The following is a 26,151-nucleotide window of genomic DNA, read 5'->3' on the forward strand; positions in this document are numbered from 1 at the left end:
TTTGATTAATCCTCGGTCAGATTACGGCTTTGTTTTTTACGCTTTGCAAACGCAGTCAGTAGAATGTAGCCAACAATACCAATTAATATCGTATTGCCTGCTGCAATGATCGTTAATTGCGTCATGACTTTACTGAACGGTTCTGCGTAAAGAATGCTATCGAGTAGTGCTGATACGCCATAACCGACGGTATTACCGACTAAGGCAAGTGCAACAAAAAGTGCCATATCCTTCATCGAAAATTGCCCTTTTTCTAAACGACCTTTTGTCAGTTTAGGGAATAACCCGATGATAAGACCCACAATACCCGAGCCTAATACCCACGTTAACCAAACACCCCAGCCAGAGAATAAATCAGTAACCCAATGACCTATAAATCCTACTAAGAAACCAACAAATGGACCAAATAATACCGAGAAGAGTGCAAGCACTGCCATCGCAGGTTTAAGCGTCGTGTTTGCAAACACTGGTATACCAAACATAGGTAGTCCGCCGATGCCGTATAAAGCAGCACCAATTGCAATCACAACAACCGTTTTAGCTGAAAGATTCATAATAAGCCTTGGGATAAATTAATGCGAAAAATTAAAGGTGCGAATTATACAGGAATACAGACTATTAAGGAAATAATTGTTGTTTTTCTCAATTATTTAACATTTTAATCGTTTATTGTGTAGATATACGGCGGATGCGAAAAGTAAGCATGGGTTATAAAGCTGATTTTAAAGTATATGAGGTGATGGCATACGCTGTTTTACATTTTTTAAAACCATACAATTACTGTTCCTCGACTATAATAGAAGGTAATAACGATGTATGACCCTAATTCTTAATGAATTCAGTTTATGATGAATTTGTAAGATTAGATGAGAGATATGTAGGATAGTATTATGGAAGATAAACAGTCTTTGTATATATGCTTTCAAGCTGTCGGTATTGTTTTTGGCTTTATTTTTGTCAATGATGTTGTGAATGAACGTTGGTTCGATGTTGGACTTATGTTTGTCGTTATGGCGATTTTATTAGTCGCAGTAGCTAAGATGTCAAAGATTGAATAAGGTCGATTTTCAAAGATGGCTCAGTATTTGAAACCATCACTGACTATTTATTATCGACGACACGATTCTTTAGGTGTTATCTATCAGTGTACTTAGCAAGATAGAAATCAAAATTATTATTAATGAAAGTACTATAACCAACATAAACGTCGTTACCTTTACGGACAATACTACCTGTGCGTTGCTGCACTTCGTATCCGGTATTCGCAACCGCAATTAATACTCCATCGTTAGTATATTTTTCATTATTACCATTACCAACAATAAATATACCCCCATTATCGTCAAGGTTAATTGCACTAATTTCACCTTGTTGATTGCTCACATGCCAAATAATATCGCCGTTCGCTTGCATCTTAATGAGATCTCTATTTGACGCATCTGAAAACGCGATAAATAATTCATCTTGTGCATTCTTTTGAAGAATCACAGGGCCTGGTAGCGCATAACTGTCCTGGTTACCATATACGTTATTACGCCACAATAGTTGACCGTTAGTATCAATTGATTGAATTTGTAGATCACGATCTTTAGTCATGATGATCGAAATAATAGAACCGTCAGCTAAAACCGTGGTTTCAGCTTCTGCAAATGTGTCTTCAGTTTGTGCTTGTGTCCATTCTAATTGGCCTAATGCATTGTACTTACTCACGCCTTTACGGCCAGAAACATACATATTATTATTCGTATCGAGTTCAATATTCCAAGCCTGTTGATCTGGATGTTCGATGTTTAATTGTTGTTCACCGTCAGTGTTAAAGATCTGAGTATTAAGCCCTGTTACATAAAGTTTGCTATTTTTAAGCTTAAGATCTCGAACGTCATATTCATTACTGATTATTTGTTCCCAAATTATGCTCCCATCGGTAGAAAACTTAGCGAGTAGTGATGCGCGAGATCCTTGAGCATTATTTTGTAGATAGGCTGTTGCAGTGATATAGATATTGTCTTCATCATCGATAACCATCGCCGTTATATCTTCATCACTGCGTGATAATCCGTGAGTCACATCATGCTCAACCGTCCAGATTGTGTTACCAGATGTGCCGTATTTTACTAATAGCATGTTTTGAACTCGATCACGGCCTGTTTTAATCGTCTCACCGGCTTGAATTATATTACCGGCACCATCGATCACTTGTGCAGATAACCATTCTACTGTTGTTTCTTCCGTTTTACTGTTGTCGTAAAATTTAACCCAATCAGGTGCAATGAAAGTGACATCGCAACCACTTAAGGATAGGGCTGCTACTAATAAACTGGTTTTAATTATCGAATTTTTCATTGAAATGTCCTTGTTGAATGAATTCATTAGTGTGACAGCAAATAGCACTAAGAGAGTCTTTACTCTAATGCCCATATACAATAGCAATAAACAAGAGTTGTGGCAATGTTGTAAAATCCATTTAAATCATGTGGTTACATGGTTTTGGGTGGTTGTGGTGTATATGGTTTTGATGATGATTTTATATAGTGATTTGCGGTGTTATTTGCGTGAAAGTAACTGATTGGTGTCTTTAATAAAAAATGTTGTAAATTATGTATACTTGGTGAGAGATTTATCTCGAAGATAAATAATGCTTATACTAAAAAAACCTAGTGAATTAATCATCACTAGGTTTTTGTTTAAGCAGATCTTGCAAGGTTCGCTACTTAGTTAAACAAACTTGTTGCTTCAACAGGGTTTTGCTCAACTTCGTGTAAATATTTTTCTTTAGATTCGTGAGAAAAATAAGGTTCCACTAACATGATAATACGCAATACGATACGCTGTGTAATTTCTTGAAGATCGTAATCTTCTTCAGCTAACTGTGTATCTAATGAGTTCGTCGCAATTAAACAGATCGTATCAGCCATTGAGCTTTGTTGTGCTTCCGTCATCTTTATTTCACTGTTCTCATTTAATGAAACAAGCATTTTTAAGAAAAAACTGTGATGGTTATGAACTAAACGCATAAATCGTCGTTTTAGCAATTTGTTTTCATCAAAAATAACTTTCATATCACGATAGAAGAAGGAGTATTGTTGAATCAAACCAACGTACACATTTAAGTATGCCCAGTAATCTTCAAATGCTTGTACATCATCTTCATAAAATGACATAAGTTTATTAATTGCTGCTTCATATTCGTAGAACAACTCGGTGAGTAATTGTTCCTTGCCATTGAAATGATAATATAAATTACCAGGGCTGATCTCTAAAGCATTGGCAATTTCAACCGTGGACACTTTGACGTGTCCGTATTGGCTGAACATTTCTAAGCTACACTGTAATATCCTATCGCGTGTTTTCATCACTTTTTCCTAAACTGATGCTGATACAGTTTTAGTCTCTGTATCAGTAGAAATAATATCGGTTGGTGGTGTATCAACACGGCTTATTCTTGGTTGCTGTGTTACCGGCGGAGTTTCAATATCGGTAGTATTTTGTGCGTCTGCTAATATTTGTTCGATCACAGCTAAGCTTTCTTGCTTAATATCAGAGTTAGCATTCGTTATTGCTAATAGTGCAATTTGTTCTGAAACCGAGATTGATGCACTTTTTAGTACTTCGTTTTCAAGTTCAATAAATGCTTTATTGATATAATCAGCAAGATCCGCTAGATCAGGTAGCGCAGATCGGCATGATACTAAGCCGACATTGATCAATCCGTTGTAGCTATATAATGTAATGTTTAAAGACATTCCTGGTGGAAGTACCGAAATAGGGAAGCATTGTTCCATTTTCGCACCCATCATATATAGGGGATGTTGTGGGCCTGGAACATTTGAAATTAGCACATTACCCATTGGCGGTAATACGGTATCCAAATTGAAAAATTCGCTAACGACAGCAAGGCCTTGGCTTGCCATTGTATAGCTTGTTAGTGCTTCTTTTGTGAGTAAACGTGTTTCATTTTTTAATTTGATACACGAATCTTTAATTGTCATTAAACGTTCAAGCGGTGATTCACCATGATAAGCTAATTCAACTAAGCTGATTGCAACTTGATTGTTGGTTACGGTATCGCTAGCGTCACGTAAGCTCATTGGCATTTGTGCAACAAGCGGTTTTTTAAGCTTAAAATTCTTGCTTTCAAGATAGTTATGAATAGCCATATCACAGATGGTGACAACTACATCATTGATTGTTGCGCCTGTCATTTTACCTATGCGTTTAACACGTGTTAACGACAGAGCTGAAACAGCTGCACGGCGCGCACGTTTGGGACTCACAGAGAAAGGTGTTTTAGGCGCCATAAACGGTGTCGGCATATCCGCTTTATACACATTTGCGGCTTGGAAAAGCAATTTTGTCGTTAGTTTCGTCAGTGATGGGATTGACTTAACTTGGCCTGCCAGTTTCTTGGACGTTTTTGTGAGTGACGAAAGCATACTATCAAGCTGTTTTTCTTTCTGCTCAAGTTCAATATTCCAAAATGCTGTCATTGGCGCATCAGTATTCTGACTTAAATATGACATTAATAGTTGATTGGCTTTTGCGCCGTCAGTGAACGCGTGGTGTGCTTTTAGATAGATAGCGAATTTGTTATCTTCTAAGCCATCAATCAGAATCATTTCCCATAAAGGTCGATTTCTATCTAATAGTGTTTCATGCTGATGTTCAACAAAGTGAAGCAGCTGACTTTCATTGCCTGGTTGCGGTAGCATTGCAAATCGTACATGATAAGAGAGATCAATATTGTCATCTTCTTTCCAGTAATATTGTCCAGTGAGCTGTTTTTTCAGTTTTAAATTAAACGGTTTCTTAATGTCATCCTGCGACATTAAACTGTCGAACAGATCCCGAGTAAAGTTGCCTTCGTAATTTTTAGGCGCGGTAAAAATTTGTAATCCGGCTACATGTTTAGGACTGGCAACTGTTTCTGTGTATAAGAAACCCATATCAACTAGCGTTAGTGCTTGCATGTTATCTAATCCCTATGCAGTAAATCCATAAAATAGAGTGTTTAGATATTTAGCTCTACTTTTTCATTTGTCTATAACTATATGGGTATATGTTAGTCCCTTGTGTTACATTTGTAAATAGTGACAAAGTGTTAACTTAAATCTTAAGCGTATGAAAATAGTATTAAATGTACTATTTTTCGTGTTACAGCTGCTTTTTAATTGGCGATTTTTTAAATCTTAATTCGATGGTGATATACCACGAAGGCAGTATATAAAAAGGGTTAGCTTGATAGAGTTAATAACACCTCGAGGTGTTAGCGGTAACATCACTAACTTTGTAACATGATAAAGTGACTGGTAAATATTAATAATTATTTATTTAAGTATATTGACGAGCTGTGTAAGTTGGGAAACCTGTTCTAACTATAAATCGCGTTATAAGTTGGTTGTTTTGAAACAATGAGTAAAGGTAGAATGCGGGGAGGGAATCGGTCGTAATGGATGATGTTGTAGTGTTTAAGTCTTTATTGTGTTCTATGTTGTTGGTCTTAATTTCAGGTTGTAGTCAGCAGGTAGCAATAAAACCTTCAGATCCTACAATAGCAGTTAATCGACCAACACCAGAACTCGACTATGTTCAACGTCAGTTACTCGCACAATATAAAGATTGGTATGGGACGCCTCATCAATGGGGTGGGATAAGTAAGAGTGGGGTAGATTGCTCTGGCTTAGTTAAGCTGACGTTTAGACAGCAGTTTTCTATTCATCTTCCTCGTACGACTGCCGAACAAGTAAAAGTGGGGTATTCAATTAAACGCCAGCAATTACATACTGGTGATCTCGTGTTTTTTAAAACAGGGGTTAATGTACGTCACGTCGGTATTATGGTTGATGACTTGCAATTTTTTCATGCATCCAGTAGCCGTGGGGTAATCTTATCTCGTTTGGATAATCCATATTGGAACCGCCACTATTGGCAATCAAGAAGAGTTGATTTATAAATGATGGAACAGAAATTAATTAAAGTTATTGTTGGGTCTAAAAATCCAGTGAAGGTAAATGCTTCACGTACTGTTATTGCTCAACTGTATCCCGAGCATATTGTGGAATGTGATGGTATCGACGCACCTTCGAATGTCCCAGACCAACCCATGGATGCCTCTGAGACACGTGAAGGGGCTATTAATCGCGTTAAATATTGTAAACAGAATGCAGATGCCGATTTTTATATTGCAATCGAAGGTGGCGTTGATTTACTCGATGATGGACCTGCAACATTCGCATATGTTGTTATTGCTAATAAAGAACAACAGTCGGTAGGACGTAGCGCTGCGTTACCATTACCTACACCCATTTATCAATCATTATTAAACGGAGATGAATTGGGACCAGTGATGGATAAATTGTTTAAGACAGTCAACATTAAACACAAAGGAGGGGCGATTGGTTTGTTAACGAATGGGCATGCAACCCGCGAAAGCAATTATACCCAAGCACTGACATTAGCAATGGCCCCCTTTTTATACCCTGATCTTTATAACCAGTGATCTTTAATCGTTCATGATTTGTGTCGCTAATATTCTTATATAAATAGTCACTTCATATACGTAGTTACTTTGATCTAGCTATCATTTTAGATTGTTATTTAAACGCTTTGTAATTTAGTATGAGTAAACATAATAATCGCTATTGATAATCATTCTCAATTGGGGTTATTATGAATATATGGAGCTATAGCGCGTTTATAAGGGATTAAATCATGTCTTCTAAGGTTAATTTAAGTATATCGAGTTCGAAACTTGCAGAGTTGATTCAGGCGGGTCATCTTTGTGCGGCTGATCTCAACTGTTTAGACCCAGAGTCTAAGCGGCAAGTTTGGCAGCTTTGTTTATGGAGCTGTAATAAGCGAGTGCATTGTACTAAATCATGTACACGGCAGTGTAATAGTGATGATTGCGAAGGAACTAAAACGCGTACCGCTAAGATAGAAAAATCAGCATTAATCACAGTTAATGCTGATTAACCGTTAGATTATAACTGTAATTTTTTAAACCGTAGTTGTTTTATGAATGGCATTAATAACGGTGTTATTAATGGTAATAATATCCCGACGATAATGAGCGAAAAGGCAATCATCTTGTTTATGCCTAATTGTTCGTTATAAAAGATGACCGATCCTAATAGAGCAAAAATAGGCACTAATAGTTTAAATGGACTCATCATACTGAGCGGGTATTTAATTAGCATTTTGTTCCATACCCAATAGCCTAATAAGGTTGTTGGATAAGCCTGAAACAAGACAGAGCCAAAAGCTGTTGGATTGAATTTCGTGCTTAACTCGCTATAAAGATTAACGCCATTGACGATATACGCCATAGTAAATAACGGCAGCGGTGCAAAAAGGCAAGACCAAGCGACAAAAGCAAACATATCTTTAATATTCAATTTTTTAACCATTAAGCTAATGATGCTCATGCTTAGGGCGCCAGTGAGTGCAAATACAAAACCGATTAAGGTAACCGAACCATCAGTAATATTGGCAATAAAGATAAGCCCCACTAAGGTCAATGCGAGTCCTATTTTTAAACTCGTATTAATGCGCTCTTTTAGAAAGACGATACCCATTAGTACGCTAATAAATACGCTGAACTCAAGTATCAAACTCGCTGTTCCAGCCGATAAACCTGAATAAATAGCCATAGACATCATACCCCATAGGCCAACTCCAAATGTAATGCCATAGAGTGCGAGATAACGCCACTTGACATCCGGCTTACGAACAAACAAGACCGCTGGAAATGCTGCAAAGGTGAAACGTAGCCCTGTTAAAATAAAGGGGTCTATGTTGTCCACACCCGCTTTAATCACGGAGAAATTGAAACCCCATAGACAAGTTACCGCGATAATGATGAATAAGTGAATAGGTGCTATTGATCTTCCGTGCATATGAATACTCCGTTGTTTTATTGTTTGACTAGTATGTTGCTTTCACAAATAATAAACAGATGCAGTTTTTGTTATTTTTTAGAGTACAGTTTTAATTTTGATGGGGAGGGAAGGATGACCGCACGTTATATTACAATTTCAGATAATATTATTAACGACATTGATAAAGGTATGTTACTTGTCGATAAACGAATGCCGTCGTTACGGCAGTTTACCCAGTTGCATAATGTGAGTATGACAACAGCGAATAATTGCTATCAGCGTTTACTCGATTTAGGTTGGTTGCATGCAAAGCCGCAAATTGGCTATTTTATTACTCAGCCTTTGAATAAACAAAATACCCCAATATACCCTCAATTCAACGCTCAAGTTGCAAAGCCTAAAGTTGGTCAATCCATTGATCAAGGATTACGTGGTCCATTTTATACCGCGCAATTGCCTGCTGACTTGTTACCTCAAGACATTTTGAATCGCTGTTTGCGACGTGCTAACCAAAAAGTTGGTTCAGATCTATTTGCATACCCTGATTATCAAGGTGACATGAGCTTACGTACCGCATTAGCCGATCATTTTACGCAACAGCACTTTCCTTTAACGGCGGATCATTTGGTTGTTACTAATGGTTGTATCGATGCTGTGCGTAGTGCCATTGAAGTCACGACTAATCCAGGGGACACGGTCGCGATTTCATCACCTTGTTTTAATGGTTTATTGAACTTACTTGAAAATATGGGGCGATTAGTGCTTGAGATACCTTGTTATCAATCACAGCTAGATTTAGAACAACTTGAATCTTTACTCAAAGCTAAGCGTATTTCTGCGTGTTTATTTAGCGCTAACCATATAAATCCACAAGGGTTTTGTTTAAGTAATCAACAAAAACAACGCATTGCTGAGCTTGCAGCTGATTATCGAGTGCCTGTTATCGAAGATGACATTTATCTGGAGTTAAGCTATTCCAATACAACCCCTTTACCAATTAAGTATTGGGATAAATCTGGCTGGGTATTGTGGTGTAGTTCGGTATCTAAGACGATTGCTGCAGGGTACCGTTTGGGATGGTGTGAGCCCGGGCGTTTTTTTAATGCGTATTTACACTTGCGGAGTGTGCAGTTTTTCGGTGTTAATAATATCGTTCAACATACGGTATGCGAGTTTATTAATACGGGGAATTATGCAAAACACCTTAAAAAATTAACGCTAACCCTAGCTGCACATGCACGGCAGTACCATAGTTTACTACGGGAATTACTCCCCACAAATACTAAAATCAGTGTTGCCGAAGGTGGTATGGTTATTTGGTTACAACTTGATAATATGGATAGTCAAAGCGTATTAAATGAAGCGTTGAAAAAAGGGATTTCGTTCCGTTCTGGGAGTGAATTTACCACGCTTGATTATTATCAAAACTGCTTAAGATTAAACATAGGCTGGCCGATTGTTAAAAATGAGAAAGATAATGCCGAAAAACAAGCACAATCGTTAGCCTTGAGGGAGCAACTGGTGCTCTTGTGCGGGCTTATTAATGAGAATGTCATAAAGAATCAGCATTAATTACAATTAATGCTGATTGATTTAATCGTCCTCTATCCTTCATTTAATACATCTGTTGCTGTGCCGTTGTAGACCTCGGCAGCCAGTAATATGGATTCATGCAGGGTAGGATGGGCATGTACTGTATGCGCAATATTGTCTGCCGTGAACTTGTTGTGAATGGCTAAACAAATCTCACCAAATATTTCATCGGCATTGTTACCCATAGTCCCGCCACCGATTAATGTGTTGTCATCGGTATTAAAGATTAATTTAGTTAGACCATTGGTATTTACGTCCGTATTCGCGCGACCAAGTGAACGCCATGGTATGTTGATCACTTTATAATTTAACGCACTGATAGCCAGTTTCTTTTCTGTCCAGCCGAGCCAGGCCACTGTCGGGAAGCTGGTGGCCATGAAAGGATGGGTTAATAAATCGAGTTGTGAGTCGGCATCGTCAGCAATAAATATCGCATCATAATCCGTGCCCTTCAGCATTTTATTTTTGCTGGTTACGGATAGCTGAACGTGATGATCCGTGCAGTTAAAAGCGGTTATTTCTGCTTGTGGTTTTATTTTGAAAAGCCGTTTTACATAACGCTGAAAGGCTTTATTGATGTCTTTATCTAGTTCTGGAAATACTTCATCGCCAGTAATGAAGATATCAACATTCGAGCCTAATGCTTGATAGATGGTCGCAATCTCAATCGAGTCTATACCTGCACCAATGACAGCAAGTTTTGCCGGAATGAATTGTATAGCTGCGGCTTCATTGTAATGCCAAATACGTTTATTACCTGCAGGGCTAAGTATTTTACATTCTTCAGTGTATGGATTTATTTTCGCCGATTCGACAGTGTCAGTTAGATTAGTTACGTAACCTTGATGATTAAAGTAATATTGGCTTTCAAGTTGATCTAATTTACGTTGAATCGCAGCAAGGTCAATATTTGGTTCTAAATATTCAATACCTTGGTTTTTAGCCTCTTTAATACTCCGAATTGATTTAGCTATATTCAGTAGGGCATGAGTCCGGATCATTGTAGTATTGCAATTTTGTGGTTGGCTCGTGTTCATTGACTGTTTCCCTCTATCTCGCAGAGCTGTTTAATTAACATCGAGTACCCATTTGTGGGTGTATTTAAGCAGTTTATTGCGAGTTTAACAATGTTTACCTCACTATTTAGCTTTATAAGTAAGTAATAATAGGTAGATCTGTTAAACTGATCGCATCATTATCAACAGATGAAATAATGACTATGAATAGACGTTTGTGGACGCCATTAATATCTTCTGTACTGATTGCAGGTAGCTTAGGGGGTTATTATTTATTGAGCGATTATCAGCGCTTAGAGACGCAGCAAGCGGTAATAGCTGCTGCCCCTTTCGAACAGCTTTCTGTGCTAGAAATAAGTGATAAGCGTATTTTAAACCTTCAAGACAAGCTTTATGATGATAAGCAAAATGCGACGCTTTGGTTTCAACTTGGTAATGCTTACCTGTATAACGGCGAATATGACAACGCTTTATTAGTGTTTGATTATTCAATAAAATTAACACCTAGTCCAACGGCCACGCTGTATTCAGCAAAGGCTTCTGCATTATATTATGCGGGAGGACAGCATTTAACGGTAGAGGTTGAAGCATTACTTGAGCAGGCATTATCACTCGAAGTCAATAATCAAACGGCATTAATGATGTTAGCGTCAAATGAATTTATGAATGTGCGTTATCAACAAGCAATCGACCTTTGGGTACAGTTGCTTGACTCTGATCAGCAAGGGTTAGATAGAGTATCAATTATCAATTCAATTAATCAAGCTAAACAATTTATTCGATAACAACGGATTAAATAGTATTTATTAAATAAAAATGCCAACATTATGTTGGCATTTTTGTTGTACTTTACGAATGACTAATAAGTCGCTTCGCGTTTTTCTGCTTCAGCTTCCCATTTTGGTACAAGTGTTTTCAAGAATTCAGCTTTCTCTTTATTCATCTTGTCCATATCCATACCAAGAGCTTTTTGTGCAAGCTCTTTTGTTGAGATATCAGGGATCGCTACTGGTTCTGTAATACCTTTCTTAGCAAGTAAGCGAACCAATTGAGTTCGTGCATCTGTTGCACGGTCTAACGCTGTACCTAATATGCGTAATGCAACTTCAGGAGCATGCATGTGCACACCATGAGAGGCAATTGCATAATCCCAGCGCCATTGTGCATGACGGATGTTAAGTTGGATCTCATCCATTTCAGCTTGTGTTGCGCCGACATCCCAAGCTGCTTTTGCTTCAAAGTGCGCTGCAACGATTTGTTTTTCAGCCAGCAGTTTCATTTCTTGAACTTGCTGTTTACGCGTTTTAACAACATCTTGTAGCATTTCTTTCGTTTGTGTATGACAGTTTGCACACGTATCTTGGAAACGGTCAAATGGGTTACCCACTTTATGATCCGTGAACACTGTTCCGTCTGCGTTTTTCACTTTAGGCATATGACAATCAACACATGTTACGTTGTTTTTACCGTGAATACCTTCGCGCCATGTTTCATAACCAGGATGCTGTGCTTTTAACATTGGCGTTTTAGACAGCTTGTGTGTCCAATCTTTAAAGCCAATTTCGTCATAATATTCTTCCATTTGGTCAACAGAAGTACCTTTATCCCATGGGAATTTAACGGCTTTTGTTGGACCAGTGAAGTAGTACTCTACGTGGCATTGCGCACAAACTTGCGCTTGTTGATCAAGACGACCTTGCTCTGCAAATGGCTTGCCAATTGCTTCCATTGCTCGTTCAACGTGTGGACGAGTCAGTTTTAGCGCCGGTTCACCATTTTTAAATGCGTCACTACGGGTATCATGACAATCGGCACAACCAATTGCATTGACCACTTCAGCGCCACCTTTAGCCCATTTACCCGAGAAGTAAGCATCTTCACCGTTTTCTTCAATAAAGCGTGCTACGTCAGGGCCTTTACAACTCCAGCAAGACATGACCATTGGGCCACTCTTCGCATTCGTTGGTCCACCTGTGCGTAAGGTATTACGAATGTCATCAATTGCATAGAAATGACCACGAGCCTTATTATAGTCTTTAGAAAAACCATAACCTGCCCACATGATGACCATATTTGGATCATCTTGTAATGCATCTTCTATTTCTTTACTTTCGCTAGTCGCTTTCCAGGTTTTATACTGATCTGGATGGGCTTGTTCGAATTTTTCATTACGTGGTTCTAATTTTTCTGATACTTGATCAGCAGCAAATACAGTACTACTGCTAGCACCAAGCAATAACGTCACGAGCAGAACTGTAACGCCTGAGGCTGGTTTTAGAGTTTTATATATACTAGCCATGTTGTCTCCAATTATTAATTATTTAGATTGACCAAGCGTTGTGAGGGTGGCAATAAATAAGAATTGGAAATGTAGTTATATATTTTAATTTAACATTTCATATCTGAAGGGTTATTTTAAAACATATAATTACGTTATTTAAAATATCTCAAACCTACCTATATATAAATACAAATCGAACGTTACCGTCGTGTTTATTGTTTTTGATCAATATGCTTAAAGCTAAGCCTTGTGATGCGAGATTAATAATAAGAATATAATCTGGGAATGGGTGTTATACACTAAATGACACACGCTGACATTTATTTACATTTGAATAACAACTCATGCTACCTTTAAAACAAGGGGTTACAGCTTTGTTGATGTATATCTCAAATATGGCATTAACTCATTGTAGGTATGTGTTATTTGTTTTTAATTTTTCTATTTTAAAATATAGTGAATTCGTTAAGCGTTGTGGCTGGCATATATAAATAAGAATTATTCTTAATTAGAATTAGTGTTACTCAGTAAAACAAATAATTGTTAAGTTAAAATTACTTTTAATTTAAAAACTTTGTTTGTTTGAATAATTAAACTAACGAAAATTAAAATGTATTTTAATTGAAGTACATTTTTATAATTCTCATAGAAGGATGCAAAATGGGTAATGTAAAATTAGCCATACGTACAACGATTAGCTTTCTGCTGTTCATATGTATCTATGGTTTTAATTTCAGTGTTACTGCAGAGTCGTCAGATCGTCAGAACGTTGATCCGAATACTGACAGCCGACATGAAGTAACGTTTATTCGTGACAGTGATTATGCGTGTACGCAATGCCATAAAGACTCGAAAGAAACACGACAAGGTACGCATGGTGAAAAAGTCGTCGCAGAAATTGGCCGAGACCTTAAATGTGTTGAATGCCATAATTCGATTGGTCCAGACCACCGCGAAAATCCCTCTCAAGTTACCAAGTTCTCTGCAGCTCAATCTCAAATCGGCACACATAAAACCCTGCTTGATTTTGACGCTATCTTAAAAGCAACGGGCAATTGTACTGAATGTCATACATCAGAACGATTACAAGATAAAACGTGGGTACATGATGTCCATGCGAAAAAAGCCACTTGTTCATCTTGTCATGTGATACATGCCGATGGTGAAAAAGAAGGCATGCAAGCGCTAGAACGTAAGGCTCAGATTGCGCAATGCGTCGATTGTCATAAAGACTTTAACTTGAAAAAAGAAGATAAGGGAGAATGACATGGCCTGTTCTAGACGAAACTTATTAATAGGTGCTGGTGCGGTTATCTTCACCACCGGCGTCTCTACAGTCGCGATAGCCAAAAAATCATTAGTCGCTACGCAAGAAGACGGAGATAAACGCTACGGTATGGTTTTTGATGAAACGGCTTGTATTGGTTGTACTGCATGTACAGATGCCTGCCGTGAAACAAATAATGTGCCAGAAGGTGTTTCTCGCTTAAAAATAGAGCGTAGTGCGCCGATGGGTGAGTACCCAGATGTTGACTACACATTTAGCCGTATCTCGTGTCAACACTGTGATAATGCGCCCTGTGTGACAGTTTGTCCAACGGGTGCGTCGTATGTTGATCTAAAAACCGGCATTGTTGATGTGCATGGCGATAAGTGTGTGGGTTGTGGCTATTGCTTAGCTGCATGCCCGTATCAAGTGCGCTTCTTCCATCCTGAAACGAAATCTGCAGATAAATGTAACTTCTGTCGTGATACCAACCTAAAAGCCGGTAAATTGCCTGCTTGTGTGGAATCGTGTCCGACTAACGCACTGACCTTTGGTGATCTTAATGATCCAACGAGTGAGATAAACAAAGTGATTGCAAGTAACGCTGTTTATCGTTCGAAAGTAGAGCTCGGTACCGAACCGAAACTGTATAAAGTGGCAGACACAAAAGGGGAGATAAAACGATGAATACATTTATAAGTGCTTTTACGTTTGATTCTTTAGTATGGGACTGGATCATTGCTGTGTACCTGTTTTTAACCGGCATGTCAGCAGGGATGGTATTAATTTCTATCCATTTGAAACGTAAGGTGATTGAAGGTAAAGCGTCAGCTAATGGTATTATCAAAGCTACCGCAATTTTAGCGCCGTTGGGGATCATGTCAGGCTTAACCATTCTGATCTTTCACTTAACTAAACCATTAGCGTTTTGGAAGATCTTAGTTTACTTTAACCCAACTTCTGTTATGTCGATGGGCGTGATCTTATTCCAAGTTTATATGGTTATTCTATTTACTTGGATCGCGGTGATGTTCAAAGAAGAGTTAGCGACATTACTTCAGAAGCTATTTAAAGATCGCCTTGCTTTTGTTAATCCTATTGTAGATAAAATCGCTAAATTCGAGAATGCGTTAGAGCTATTTTTAGCACTGCTTGCTGCGATGTTAGCCGCTTATACTGGCTTTTTATTATCGGCATTGAAAAGCTATCCGATGTTAAACAACCCTGTATTACCAGTGCTGTTTATCTTCTCGAGTGTGTCATCAGGTGCTGCGGCGTGTTTAATGCTGGGTGTTGTTGGTTTTAAAGAATCATTCCATAGTAAAAGCGTTAAATGGATCCACAGTATTGAACGTCCAGTTGTTGTGTTCGAATTGTTTGTGTTACTTACTTTCTTCACTGGTCTTATTTTTGGTGGTGGTCAGAAAGAAGCAGCGGCAATGGCTGCAATTGGTGGTGATTTTTGGGCATCATGGTTCTGGTACGGGGTAGTTGGCACAGGTATGTTAATGCCATTAGCGTTAAACTTTTTTGTGCCAGCTCAGTCGCGTCATAACAAAGTGTTTGTATTGTTAGTGACATCACTCAGTCTTGCAGGTGTGTTAATGCTACGTACATTTATTTTGTATGCGGGACAGATGACGGTCGTTTAACGAGTGTTTTAATGACTTGAGTATAAAGTAAGAGGGTTCATTAGGGCTCTCTTTGTTTTCCTATTATTAATGGATCCATTTATGATCCCAGAAATTGCATTATTTTCGCTTATCCTTGGTACCTTATGCGCTATTTTAGGTGCCGCTATTCCTTTGTTTGGCATTGCGAGTAAACAACCGCAACTTAGCCGTTATTCATGGCCACTGAGTTATGGCGCATTTATCGCTGTGGCGACGTCAATTGGTCTACTTGCTTATAGCTTCACCGTGGATGATTTTTCTGTTGGTTATATTGCTCAACACTCTAATTCACAGCTGCCCGTCTTTTTTAAGATTGCCGCGGTATGGGGTGGGCATGAAGGATCATTATTATTTTGGGTGTTTTCTCTGTCTGTATGGTCTGCGGCTATTGCCTTCGTTAACCGTAATCATAACCAGGTTTTTATCAGTCGAGTATTAATTGTTTTAAGCCTATTAACGGCAGCGTTTGGCTTATTCACCTTGTTGGCCTCAAACCCGTTTTCACGTTTGTTTCCTGTACCAATGCAAGGACGAGATTTACATCCGATGTTACAAGATATTGGCCTTATTTTTCATCCTCCACTGTTGTATATGGGCTATGTCGGATTTTCGGGTGCGTTTGCTTTTGCGGTCGCTGCGTTAACGATGCCAGATATTAATATCCCTTGGCCAGAGTGGAGCCGAACTTGGACGCTTGCAGCTTGGGTTATGCTAACGGGAGGCATCGCACTTGGCGCTTGGTGGGCTTATTATGAACTGGGTTGGGGAGGCTGGTGGTTTTGGGATCCCGTTGAAAATGCGTCATTGCTGCCCTGGTTAACAGGTACTGCATTAGTGCATTCATTGATAGCCAGTGAAAAGCGTCAGGCCTTGATTAACTGGAGTTTACTACTGTCCATATTTACATTTAGCTTAAGTTTACTGGGTACATTTGTGGTTCGATCAGGGATCTTAACATCAGTGCATGCATTTGCAGTAGATCCAACTCGTGGACTTGTACTCTTGGTGATCCTAGGTATTTGCGTGGTGGTACCATTAACCTTGTTCATGTTACAAAGCGGTAAGATTAAACCTTTGCGATTACGCAGTATGGTTAGTCGAGAAGTATTGTTTTTAATGCTAAATAGTTTGCTGGTGGTTGCAACATTATCGATATTGCTCGGGACTTTTTATCCGATGGTATTCCAAGTATTTAATCTTGCGAGTATTTCGGTTGGTGCGCCTTTCTTTAATACCGTATTTGTCCCCTTGGCATTGTTATGTTTTGTGTTAATGGGTATTTCACCCTTTATACATTGGAAAAAAACCAACTTTAATGGCATAAACACGAAGCTGGTATTAGTTTGGGTATCTTCTGTTGTCGTCGGCTCTGTGGCTAGTTACTTATTTAATGATAGCTTGTCAGTGTTTGTATCACTGGTATTGATATTGTGCGCTGCAGTGGCTATGTCGAGTTTATTTGGCGGTGTGAGTATTCGCCATTTAGGCATGACTGTTGCGCATGTTGGTGTCGCTATTACAGCTGTTGGAGTACTGCTTGTCAGTTACGAATCGACGGAAGTAAGTGCCAAAATGAGTCCTGGTAGTTCTGTAGTTTTAGGCGATATAACCGTTAACTATATAGAGACTGAGTGGTTGGTCGCGTCTAATTATACCGCAGAGCAGGCGGTACTTGAGGTCGTTGATAAGGACGGGCATATTGTACAATTGAAACCACAAAAACGGCATTATCCAGTCCGAGTGATGAATATGAGTGAACCTGCTATTCATTCTAGTTGGCTACGTGATATCTACATCACCATGGGTGAGAAAATAGACCGTCATTCATATGCAATTAGAATACAAAATAGGGCGTTTATTAGTTGGCTATGGGCGGGAAGTATAATGATGATGCTTGGTGGCCTGTTAGCAATAGGACAACGTTATGCTAAATAATAAAAAGTAAGTGAATAATCAATATAAGGACGAAGTAAAATGAAGTTGTCATCGGTGTATTTGTTTATTTTTATCATACTAGTTGTATCGCCTCTATCTGCAAAGTTACAAACAGAATACAACATATCATCGAGTGTTGAATCACAGCAATCGGTAGAAATATTTGAGTTCAATTCTGTTGGCACTCAAAATCGGGCCATTAACTTAGCACGCCAATTACGTTGCCCTCAATGCCGAAACCAGAACCTGATGGAGTCAAATTCCTCGATAGCCAAAGATTTGCGACTTAAAGTGTATTTGATGGTGAATGAAGGCAAAACCGATCGACAAGTGATAGATTTTCTGACTCACCGTTTTGGTGATGTGGTTTTGTATAAACCTAAATTTGAACCAAGAACTTATGTACTGTGGCTTGGACCCTTGTTTCTTATTATGTTATTTGGTTGGTGTGGTTATCGCAAAGTAACTGTATCAATAGCTAATTAATTTTACTTTACTTATATATTAATTCTAAGCCTTGACTTACCTAGAATTAAATACCCATTAAGTGATGCTTCAAGGTTGGTTATATTGTTTCTTTTATAATCTAATCTCTAATTAGATTAAAATTCCACATTTAAAATAAAACGCTAAAAATCAAACTTTTATGCACAAATACATTGTCTTAATTTATTGATCTTAATCACATTTATTCAACGTGACTACCTGTAATGTTTACTTGTTTTTATTCAGTAAAACTCAGTTCTGGCTCTCTGAACTGATTTGTTAACTTAAATTTAATAATAAAGGATAGACAAATGAAACGGATTTTTACATTTTTCACTCTATGTTTAATTGTATTTAGTAGTCAGGCTAAAGGCTTCATGAATAGTTCGAGCTATAAGGGCTACACAGAAACGAAATATCCCATTGTTTTAGTCCATGGGTTGTTTGGTTTTGATTCCATTTTGGGTATTGATTATTTTTATGGTGTTACTCGTGCTCTAAGTAGAAGTGGTGCTGAGGTGTATGTAGCCCAAGTATCTGCGGCGAATACTACCGAAGTTCGTGGCGAGCAGTTATTAGCACAGGTTGAAGAGATTTTAGCGGCTACTGGTGCTGATAAAGTTAACTTAATTGGTCACAGCCATGGCGGTCCAACATCGCGTTATGTGGCATCTGTAGCGCCACAATACGTGGCGTCAGTAACGAGCATTGGTGGTGTGAATAAAGGTTCACGTGTTGCAGATATTTTACGTGGAGAGGTGCCAGAGGGTTCGGTATCTGAGAAATTAATAGCTTCTATGGCTAATGGCTTAAGTAAGTTAATTACTTTTCTTTCTCGTGGAGGGAAGCTACCACAAGATACAGTTGCTGCATTAGAAGCGTTAACAACTAAAAACTCACTAAAATTTAATGAATCGTATCCAGAAGGTGTGCCTACAACCGCATGTGGTGAAGGTGATTATGTTGCTGGGAATGGGGTTTACTATTACTCATGGAGCGGTAGTTCTAACTTTACTAATGTGTTAGACCCAATGGATTTAGCGCTTACTCTGACTGGTAAGGCTTTTAATGTTCCAAATGATGGCCTTGTTTCTTCGTGCAGTTCACGCTTAGGTAAAGTAATTCGCGATAATTATAGAATGAATCATATGGATGAAGTTAATCAAACTTTGGGTCTTCATCATTTATTTGAAACTGATCCTAAAACTTTATATCGTCAACATGCTAACCGTTTAAAACTACAAGGTTTATAGAAATGAAAAAGATCGTATTAACGCTGGTAGTTTTAATCGTAGTCGTTACTGCGATCTTTATCTATACGGATAACACGAATAAGCAAATGCAAGCGCAATCGTTCCAGTCAAAATCACAGCAGGATACTGCTATTGATTCAACATTTGATCGCGATACATTTGAATATTTTTTATCGGGATTAGGTGAGGTTGAGTTGGATGATTTACAAGCGAAATTTATACAGTTTAATTCGCAGCGTCCTGCTGACTCACAAATAGATAAGGCATTATTTCAGCAATATATTAACTATAAAACCTATTTACAGACGCTAGAATCTAATGCTAGCTCTGATGAATTTGGTTTAGAGGATCTGATGGCGCTAAATGATCTATTACTTGCTGCTCAGCTTAAGTTTTTTACACCTGAACAACAAAAAGATCTGTTCGCAGACGAAAACCAACTTAGAACGATGACATTGAAAAAACTAGCACTCCAGCAAGTCGCAGCATCGGAAGAGGAGTTTGATGTACTATGGCAACAAGAATTACAGTTACTTCCTGAAGAAGAACAGGTAGTGTATAAAAATGCGGCCTTAATGGGGTCGTTAGCAGATACGAAAGGGTTGGATACGCAAGAAAAGTACTTAATACGTCAAGATCTGGTGGGGGATGAAGGAGCACAACGTTTAGCTGAATTAGATGAAAAAAATAATGCGTTTAGTACCCAGCTTGATGATTATTTAGTTGAGCGCCAAGTGCTAATGGCGGATGACAACTTAACGGATGAAGAGCTTGAATTCGCGATAACAGACTTACGTGAGGTCCGTTTTTCTACTGCACAATTGCGTAGGATTAAAGCATTGGAGCGCATTCATGATGTTAATACAGAATCATAGTCATTAATAAATGCGAAAGGTCTTTTTTAAGTGATTGTTTTATTTGTAGATTTACTCGTCGAGTATCATATACCATTATAAACCAGCTATTTGGCGCTAGTTCGCCGAATACATAGCTGGTTGCTCTGCTTTCCAGTCGAACACATGCTGAATAAATGCCTGAACTCTAGCAGGCTGTTTATCTCTATCCCGGTACATCAAAATAACTTGGCGGTCTTGGCCACACCAGTCTGGTAGTATCGGTACCAATCCATGACCCTTATGCTGTTCTCCATTAAAGTAATAAGGTGGCATCCAGCTGATTCCCATACCTTCTTTAACAGCATCCCTGACCAACAACACATCATTTGATTTAAACGAAAACTCAGTACTGATCTCATAAACTTCGCGAGTTTGCTTATGACGCATAATCCATCTGGGGGAGGTACTGACTGACAGTAATTTATGATCCAGTAAATTTGAAGGGTGATGAATAGTGGGGTGTTGGTCCAGATAAAGGGTCGATGCACAAAGAGCAAATGAGCTTTGCCAGAGATCACGAGCAATCCAGTCTGTCTCCTGAGCATCTCCAACTCGGAATGCGACATCGACTTGCTCGGCGGTGAGATTAATCTTTTCGTTCTGTACCTGTAAATCGATACTGATGGACGGATGTTTCAGGTAAAAATCATAGATGCAGTGTTTGAGCCAGGCCTGTGTCATATTCATTGGCGCTGTAATTTTAATGTGCCCCTCAAGTTGCTGCCGGTCAATTTCAATAAGTTGCTTCACATTATGTAATCCATTAATAAATGGCTGACATAACTGACAGTAGCGGATGCCATCACTGGTTAGGGAGAAATGATGAGCACTCCTTTCGATTAGCCTGCAGTTGAGTTGCTGCTCCAACCGTTTTAGCCTACGACTGAGGGTAGCCAATGGTATGTCTAGTTTCTTTGCTGCAACGGTCAGGTTTTGATACTGAGAGATTTGTACGAAAAGATACAAATCATCCAATGAATGATTTCTCATTTTTGATAACTAAGCTCTTAAATCTGTCTATTAACAAACAATTATGCAATCTATATTCTGTTAGCACAAGTCATTAGATAGGTAACACAATGAGAAATAATTATAAAATCTGGCTGGGCGCGGTATTGGCTATTTTTTTCTGGGGGAGTAACTTTAATGCTATTAGTGCGTTGAGCCCAGAATTAACCCCTATCACAGCGGCTGCAATTCGTTTTTCGATAGCGGTGTTTGCCCTCCTTATTCTACGCTTATTATCGAAACATCCTGAATCGATACTGTCAAATAAGGACAAAGGCTATCTGCTGTTGCTCTCTATTATTGGGGTGTTCATCCAAAACAGCGCCTTGTTTTTGGCTATGCGGTATACTTCGGCTGTCAACGGGTCTGTTATTATGGCGAACATGCCACTCGCTGGTCTGTTGCTTTCGGCACTATTATTACGTACTCGGATCACCTTTTATCATATCGTTGGTATCTGTATTAGTCTGTTTGGTGTGTTGTTGGTGATCACCGATGGAAACTGGCACCAGATACTCTTGAGGAAGGGTGATCTTCTCGTTGTTTTAGCCTTGGCTGGTGGTTGTTTGTATACAATTCTGGCGAAAAAATGGGTACCGCATGTACCTGTACCTCAGTTTGTCAGGTGGACATTGGGACTCGGACTAATACAAATGTTATTAACTGCTTGCTGGCTTGAATCCCCTGTTGATGTTTACCAAAGCATGACACTGAAAGATCTCGTACTACTGTCCTACATGGGGATTTTAGGTACTTTAGTCGCTTACTTTTTATGGATGAAGGCAACTCAAACAATTGGACCACAGAAAGTAACATCTATGTTTAATCTTATTCCTATGTTTACTTTACTGATTAGCATGTCCATGGGCACCCAGCCTCATCTATTACAGTTAACTGGGATTACCTGCATTACTGTCGGAGTCATTTTTGCTAATGCTTACCCGTCACTGAAACGGATATTCATATCGTTTAAACTGCAATATACAATTAAACACAGTAGCTTAAAGTAACATTGATATAAAGGACTCCCCCCTCTTACTGTGCAGAAGTGGAGCTACATGATTTATACTAATCTTCATTCGCTTTTAAATAAAGATCTATACTCGGCAGGAATACCCTATATATATCAGGATTTTTTTTGTTTGTTGATGTGGCAAAACCCTTACTTGAATAAAACCATTCATTAATTGTTGTATTTGAGTTTTTAATAATTATTTTTGCTTCAAATGTAGGCCTACGCTTTGTAAAGATACGATCTTTTTTAGATAAATTAATTTCTAATTTTTGTATAATTGAAGGATCAACGAGCTCTTTTATTTCTTTTCCTTTTAGGTTGTAAATGGTCACTGTTTTAGTCGACGTATTAACAACCGAATGTGTTGATTGACACGCTGTTATTAGGATTGAAAAACATAAAATAGGGGTTAGTTTCCAATATTTTTTTTTCATCATTCACCTTGTTCTATCTTAACCAAGGCACTGTAAAGAGAGAGTGCCTTGGTTTTTTGCCGCTATTTGATACGTCTAAATAATGTAAGTAAGCCGATAGTTAGTATACTAAATATCCCAACGCTACCTCCACTCGTGTTTTCTTCTAGTTTTACTGATTGTGGTGGTATCGAATTGATATTATTCACTTTAACCGTAACTTCTTCAATTGACGTAGCACTTTTTGAGTCAGACACTACTATCTCGAATATGAGTTCAGCAGCTTTAGATATTTCAGGAACAATAAAATTGGCTCTGGCTTTATCTGCATTTATCAGCACAACATCAGGACCTGAAATTTGTGTCCAATTGAATGTTAGTACACCATGTTCAGGGTCTGTACTATTACTTGCATCTAATACAACATTTTCACTTTCTCGGGTAGAAATGTTGAGATTCGGAATATTTATCACAGGTGGTTGGTTTGGTTCGATAAGCTTAGGCATGACCTTGACTGTCATACGCTCAGTTGATGCCGAATTTTGTGGGTCTGATACCTTTATTTCAAATATGAGTTCAGTAGAGGCCGACACGTCAGGAGCAATAAAATTGGTTTTGGCTTTGTCTGCATTTATCAGCACAACATCGGGACCTGAAACTTGTGTCCAATTGAATGTTAGTACACTATTTTCAGGGTCAGTGCTATTACTTGCATCTAATACAACATTTTCTTTTTCGTGAATTGAAATGTTGAGATCCGGAATATTTATCACAGGTGGTTGGTTTGGTGGCATCTTACAGCTAAAAGCGCTGGAAATGATCTTCCAACTAATTAATTCACCTGTGCCGATTGAGTCAACATCAGCAACATTTAATGTCCAAGTTCCGTTCGTGTCTTCCCCTCGGAATACAGAGAGACTCTCAACTGGCGTTAGTGTTAATGGGTAATTACCTTGTATATTTGCGCTGTAATCACCAGGTTTTCTGGCTTTCAATTTAACTTGGGTACCATGAGGAGAAGTTAAGAGTAGTGTTATATCCCCTGAATAAGGATGAGATATATTAACCTCCACTGAGATGGAACTATTTGGTGCACTATTTGTTAACGTGAGTTGATCATTGATACCTGAGTTATCATTATCTGGTATGGCTTTATTGGGTGTTGATTGTTGGGAGACAAGGTTTCCAGGTTTTCCTGTAGGAATCAAGAAACTAAAATTGTGGGTCCTTGGACTATTGTTATATTGATATTGGGCAGATAGTGTAAGTGGTATTCCTGCACCGCAAATATGGTTATGTGGAATTGTAAATTGATAATTTTTTAGGTTATTATCTATAGAGTTAGCGATTAAGTCAGGGTAACGGCTTGAAGGTTGATTAATATCTATATTTGATGAACTAGATAATGAGCCTATTATACCTGATAGTGTTGCAGGTGACTTATTATTCAATGGAATTTGTATATTAACGGTTTCACCTGGTTCGGCAGTTACATCGTTACCTGAACTGAGGATTATAACGGGTTTAGCCTTCATGGCTTCAAGTATATTTACTTGGCTAAAGTGTTTAAAGAAAACCCTCGCGTGTGCCTTAGAAGGGAAGAGTTTTTGAGCTGTGCTTACGATTGAATTCGCTAGATCTGGCATCGTTAAACCCTGGCCCAATCCAAATTGTGATTCTAATATAATAGTATCAATTTCGGATCTGGGGATCCCGAGATCTAATAGTTCTAAGTGAGCTTGTGTAAGCGGTGTAGACCATAGTTCATCACCGTTTTGTCCATTTACTCCGGTATGGGCTGGATAAGTTTTTGTTGGGTCGTAACTGAATGTGGTTCTGTCTGAACGACGTCCGCCCCATGAAATTCCATCCCATGAGAACACTTTTTCAGGTTTAAAAGTACGCCCGTTAGTCGTTGAATAACGGTAAGAGTTCGCCCAGTAATCACCAAATCCCTCACCCATCGCGCCAGTATCACCGCCATACCATTGATCATTTATAGACTTATTAATGGCATGCCCATATTCATGAAGAATTACATCACTATCTTCATTATCATCAACGCCACCATGACCAAATGATAAACGATTCGTTCCTGGAGAGAAGTAAGAGTTGTCTGCTCCTTTGGCACCGTTTGTATCAACAGCAATCGAATTGAACTGTATACCTTTCTTTCCTGAATATCCCAAGCTTTGAATATAACGTTGGCTTTGATCTATGTGATAGTAGGTCATTGCATCATTAAAAGCATTATCACCTCGTTTGGCTGTCCAGCTTCCATTTTCTGTTGTGCTTGGTTCTGTGTTTGGAGCATCCCAGTCTACGATTTTAACCCATGGCCCACTTAGGTGATAGTGCCCATTAATTAAGCTTACCTCGTTAAGCGACCTTGTTACATAAGCGGACGAGAATCTATTTTCCGATGAATTATCTTCAATCGTATTATCTTTTAAATCTATAATTGGATTAGAGGAGAATACTAAAGCTTGGGCATTTATAGATGTTGATATTACATTGTAAGTGTTTGATTTATTATCCTGATGTAGTTCCGCTAACGCGTCATCTAATGCCTTATGCTGCTTATTTATTGGAAATGGAGACCATTTCCCATTATTTGAATTTGAATTGGCATTTTTATTAATAGGTAGATCAATACGCGTAACATTTATAACGCTATTGTCTTTTGCGTTAATATTAAATTCCCAATCTCCTTGTGGGTTTGAGACCGAGATATTCACTTTATAAGAAAGCTGAAAGGTTGTTCCCATATTTAAATATGTTAATTGGGATGTTGGCTTGATATGTAAAATGCCAGATGCTTGTAGAAATTCCCACGCCGTCTTTATTGCCATATCCGCACTTATATTCTTTTTACTATGAATGTTGCTTTTTTTAAAGACTGGATAAGTATTATTGTAGACACGAGTGATTTGATTATTTTTATTAATGGATACAATTATTGTGCTGCTTTCAACTGGGATGTCGTTTACAAACTGTTTAAAGTAAAAATGCTTAGATATTAGGCTTGATTTGGTTGAGGTTAATTTCAAGCTATTAATGATTGATTCAATCTGGTATCGCTTTTTATTATCCTTGAGATATTGGAACGCTATATCCTGCTGACGTATTGGTAAACCATTTGTATAGGCTGATTTATTTGTTTGTTGTATTGGATTAACGTCTAATTTGACAGAACTACGAAAGTCATTATGTGTTGTATTGGTTGCAAGTTCAGCATAGGAAGGTACTGATAATATTAACGAGAGTGCTGTTGCTATAGCCGTTTTTTTTTTGGATAAACCCATTTTATCTCCAAGTAATCTGCGAGTTGTTTCTATGATCTTTAGCTATATTTCGAGAGAGAACGTACGAGAAGTGTTTATTTGAGATAAACTCATATTTTATGAACTTTCAGTTACGAAGATATCAACTATTTCA

At 38.4% G+C, this 26,151-nt stretch carries 24 protein-coding genes and 1 pseudogene; 14 read left to right on the plus strand and 11 right to left on the minus strand.

Annotated features, from left to right (window positions below):
• Nucleotides 1–5: 5 nt before the first annotated feature.
• The gene (locus HWV01_RS09775) at nucleotides 6–554 is read right to left on the minus strand and encodes an ECF-type riboflavin transporter substrate-binding protein (RefSeq protein WP_211675190.1); all 549 of its coding nucleotides are present in this window, start codon (nucleotides 552–554) and stop codon (nucleotides 6–8) included.
• Nucleotides 555–890: 336 nt separating this feature from the next.
• On the opposite strand from HWV01_RS09775, the gene HWV01_RS09780 reads away from it, so the two are divergent.
• Entirely contained in the window at nucleotides 891–1,058 is a 168-nt protein-coding gene (locus HWV01_RS09780; RefSeq protein ID WP_211675191.1) for a hypothetical protein, read from the plus strand.
• A 76-nt stretch (nucleotides 1,059–1,134) separates the two neighbouring features.
• On the opposite strand, the gene HWV01_RS09785 is transcribed toward HWV01_RS09780, so the two are convergent.
• The 3 genes from HWV01_RS09785 to HWV01_RS09795 form a co-directional block, all read right to left on the minus strand.
• Nucleotides 1,135–2,343, minus strand: coding sequence for a hypothetical protein (locus HWV01_RS09785; RefSeq protein WP_211675192.1), 1,209 nt, complete (start codon nucleotides 2,341–2,343; stop codon nucleotides 1,135–1,137).
• A gap of 368 nt (nucleotides 2,344–2,711) precedes the next feature.
• Nucleotides 2,712–3,353, minus strand: coding sequence for a TetR/AcrR family transcriptional regulator (locus HWV01_RS09790; protein WP_211675193.1), 642 nt, complete (start codon nucleotides 3,351–3,353; stop codon nucleotides 2,712–2,714).
• Between the two features lie 9 nt (nucleotides 3,354–3,362).
• Nucleotides 3,363–4,967: a wax ester/triacylglycerol synthase family O-acyltransferase gene (locus HWV01_RS09795; RefSeq protein ID WP_211675194.1), complete on the minus strand. Its 1,605-nt coding sequence runs from the start codon at nucleotides 4,965–4,967 to the stop codon at nucleotides 3,363–3,365.
• Between the two features lie 479 nt (nucleotides 4,968–5,446).
• Here HWV01_RS09795 and HWV01_RS09800 point away from each other — a divergent pair, with 479 nt between their 5' ends.
• From HWV01_RS09800 to HWV01_RS09810, 3 genes are all read left to right on the plus strand, one after another.
• Nucleotides 5,447–5,950, plus strand: coding sequence for an NlpC/P60 family protein (locus HWV01_RS09800; protein WP_211675195.1), 504 nt, complete (start codon nucleotides 5,447–5,449; stop codon nucleotides 5,948–5,950).
• Nucleotides 5,951–5,953: 3 nt separating this feature from the next.
• Nucleotides 5,954–6,496 carry an inosine/xanthosine triphosphatase gene (yjjX, locus tag HWV01_RS09805; RefSeq protein ID WP_211675787.1) on the plus strand — a complete coding sequence of 181 codons (543 nt, stop codon included), beginning with the start codon at nucleotides 5,954–5,956 and terminating at the stop codon, nucleotides 6,494–6,496.
• A 212-nt stretch (nucleotides 6,497–6,708) separates the two neighbouring features.
• Nucleotides 6,709–6,972 (plus strand): hypothetical protein, encoded by a 264-nt coding sequence (locus HWV01_RS09810; protein WP_211675196.1) that lies wholly within the window; start codon nucleotides 6,709–6,711, stop codon nucleotides 6,970–6,972.
• An 8-nt stretch (nucleotides 6,973–6,980) separates the two neighbouring features.
• Here the strand turns inward: HWV01_RS09810 and HWV01_RS09815 are convergent, their stop codons facing one another.
• Nucleotides 6,981–7,895, minus strand: coding sequence for an EamA family transporter (locus HWV01_RS09815; RefSeq protein WP_211675197.1), 915 nt, complete (start codon nucleotides 7,893–7,895; stop codon nucleotides 6,981–6,983).
• 114 nt (nucleotides 7,896–8,009) lie between these two features.
• Here HWV01_RS09815 and HWV01_RS09820 point away from each other — a divergent pair, with 114 nt between their 5' ends.
• Nucleotides 8,010–9,449 (plus strand): PLP-dependent aminotransferase family protein, encoded by a 1,440-nt coding sequence (locus tag HWV01_RS09820; protein WP_211675198.1) that lies wholly within the window; start codon nucleotides 8,010–8,012, stop codon nucleotides 9,447–9,449.
• 32 nt (nucleotides 9,450–9,481) lie between these two features.
• Here the strand turns inward: HWV01_RS09820 and HWV01_RS09825 are convergent, their stop codons facing one another.
• Nucleotides 9,482–10,507: an NAD-binding protein gene (locus HWV01_RS09825; RefSeq protein WP_249185509.1), complete on the minus strand. Its 1,026-nt coding sequence runs from the start codon at nucleotides 10,505–10,507 to the stop codon at nucleotides 9,482–9,484.
• A gap of 176 nt (nucleotides 10,508–10,683) precedes the next feature.
• On the opposite strand from HWV01_RS09825, the gene HWV01_RS09830 reads away from it, so the two are divergent.
• Complete coding sequence (locus HWV01_RS09830; protein ID WP_249185510.1) at nucleotides 10,684–11,271, plus strand: tetratricopeptide repeat protein; 588 nt, start codon at nucleotides 10,684–10,686, stop codon at nucleotides 11,269–11,271.
• Between the two features lie 74 nt (nucleotides 11,272–11,345).
• Here HWV01_RS09830 and nrfA read toward each other — a convergent pair whose 3' ends face one another.
• Nucleotides 11,346–12,785, minus strand: a complete 1,440-nt coding sequence (gene nrfA, locus HWV01_RS09835) for an ammonia-forming nitrite reductase cytochrome c552 subunit (RefSeq protein WP_211675199.1) — start codon at nucleotides 12,783–12,785, stop codon at nucleotides 11,346–11,348.
• Nucleotides 12,786–13,427: 642 nt separating this feature from the next.
• On the opposite strand from nrfA, the gene nrfB reads away from it, so the two are divergent.
• The 7 genes from nrfB (at nucleotide 13,428) to HWV01_RS09870 (ending at nucleotide 20,256) form a co-directional block, all read left to right on the plus strand.
• On the plus strand, nucleotides 13,428–14,033 hold the full coding sequence (gene nrfB, locus HWV01_RS09840) for a cytochrome c nitrite reductase pentaheme subunit (RefSeq protein ID WP_211675200.1): 606 nt from the start codon (nucleotides 13,428–13,430) through the stop codon (nucleotides 14,031–14,033).
• Between the two features lies 1 nt (nucleotide 14,034).
• Complete coding sequence (nrfC, locus tag HWV01_RS09845; protein WP_211675201.1) at nucleotides 14,035–14,721, plus strand: cytochrome c nitrite reductase Fe-S protein; 687 nt, start codon at nucleotides 14,035–14,037, stop codon at nucleotides 14,719–14,721.
• Entirely contained in the window at nucleotides 14,718–15,686 is a 969-nt protein-coding gene (gene nrfD / locus HWV01_RS09850; protein WP_211675202.1) for a cytochrome c nitrite reductase subunit NrfD, read from the plus strand. Before nrfC ends, nrfD begins: the two co-directional genes overlap by 4 nt.
• Before the next feature lie 81 nt (nucleotides 15,687–15,767).
• Entirely contained in the window at nucleotides 15,768–17,642 is a 1,875-nt protein-coding gene (locus HWV01_RS09855; RefSeq protein ID WP_211675203.1) for a heme lyase CcmF/NrfE family subunit, read from the plus strand.
• A 39-nt stretch (nucleotides 17,643–17,681) separates the two neighbouring features.
• Nucleotides 17,682–18,128, plus strand: coding sequence for a cytochrome c-type biogenesis protein (locus tag HWV01_RS09860; protein WP_211675204.1), 447 nt, complete (start codon nucleotides 17,682–17,684; stop codon nucleotides 18,126–18,128).
• 311 nt (nucleotides 18,129–18,439) lie between these two features.
• Nucleotides 18,440–19,381 (plus strand): triacylglycerol lipase, encoded by a 942-nt coding sequence (locus HWV01_RS09865; protein ID WP_211675205.1) that lies wholly within the window; start codon nucleotides 18,440–18,442, stop codon nucleotides 19,379–19,381.
• A gap of 2 nt (nucleotides 19,382–19,383) precedes the next feature.
• On the plus strand, nucleotides 19,384–20,256 hold the full coding sequence (locus HWV01_RS09870; RefSeq protein ID WP_211675206.1) for a lipase secretion chaperone: 873 nt from the start codon (nucleotides 19,384–19,386) through the stop codon (nucleotides 20,254–20,256).
• Between the two features lie 96 nt (nucleotides 20,257–20,352).
• On the opposite strand, the gene HWV01_RS09875 is transcribed toward HWV01_RS09870, so the two are convergent.
• Nucleotides 20,353–21,027 (minus strand): substrate binding domain-containing protein, encoded by a 675-nt coding sequence (locus tag HWV01_RS09875; protein WP_249185511.1) that lies wholly within the window; start codon nucleotides 21,025–21,027, stop codon nucleotides 20,353–20,355.
• Between the two features lie 108 nt (nucleotides 21,028–21,135).
• Nucleotides 21,136–21,267 (minus strand): annotated as a pseudogene (locus HWV01_RS22490) (LysR family transcriptional regulator); the annotation flags it as partial.
• Between the two features lie 89 nt (nucleotides 21,268–21,356).
• Here HWV01_RS22490 and HWV01_RS09880 point away from each other — a divergent pair.
• Nucleotides 21,357–22,295 (plus strand): DMT family transporter, encoded by a 939-nt coding sequence (locus tag HWV01_RS09880; RefSeq protein WP_211675208.1) that lies wholly within the window; start codon nucleotides 21,357–21,359, stop codon nucleotides 22,293–22,295.
• Nucleotides 22,296–22,353: 58 nt separating this feature from the next.
• On the opposite strand, the gene HWV01_RS09885 is transcribed toward HWV01_RS09880, so the two are convergent.
• Nucleotides 22,354–22,737 (minus strand): hypothetical protein, encoded by a 384-nt coding sequence (locus tag HWV01_RS09885; protein WP_211675209.1) that lies wholly within the window; start codon nucleotides 22,735–22,737, stop codon nucleotides 22,354–22,356.
• 59 nt (nucleotides 22,738–22,796) lie between these two features.
• A complete protein-coding gene (locus HWV01_RS09890; RefSeq protein ID WP_211675210.1) occupies nucleotides 22,797–26,018 on the minus strand; it encodes a proprotein convertase P-domain-containing protein in 3,222 nt (1,073 codons plus the stop codon).
• Between the last annotated feature and the right edge of the window lie 133 nt (nucleotides 26,019–26,151).

Origin of the sequence: Moritella sp. 5, assembly GCF_018219455.1 — a bacterium.
Taxonomy (GTDB): domain Bacteria; phylum Pseudomonadota; class Gammaproteobacteria; order Enterobacterales; family Moritellaceae; genus Moritella.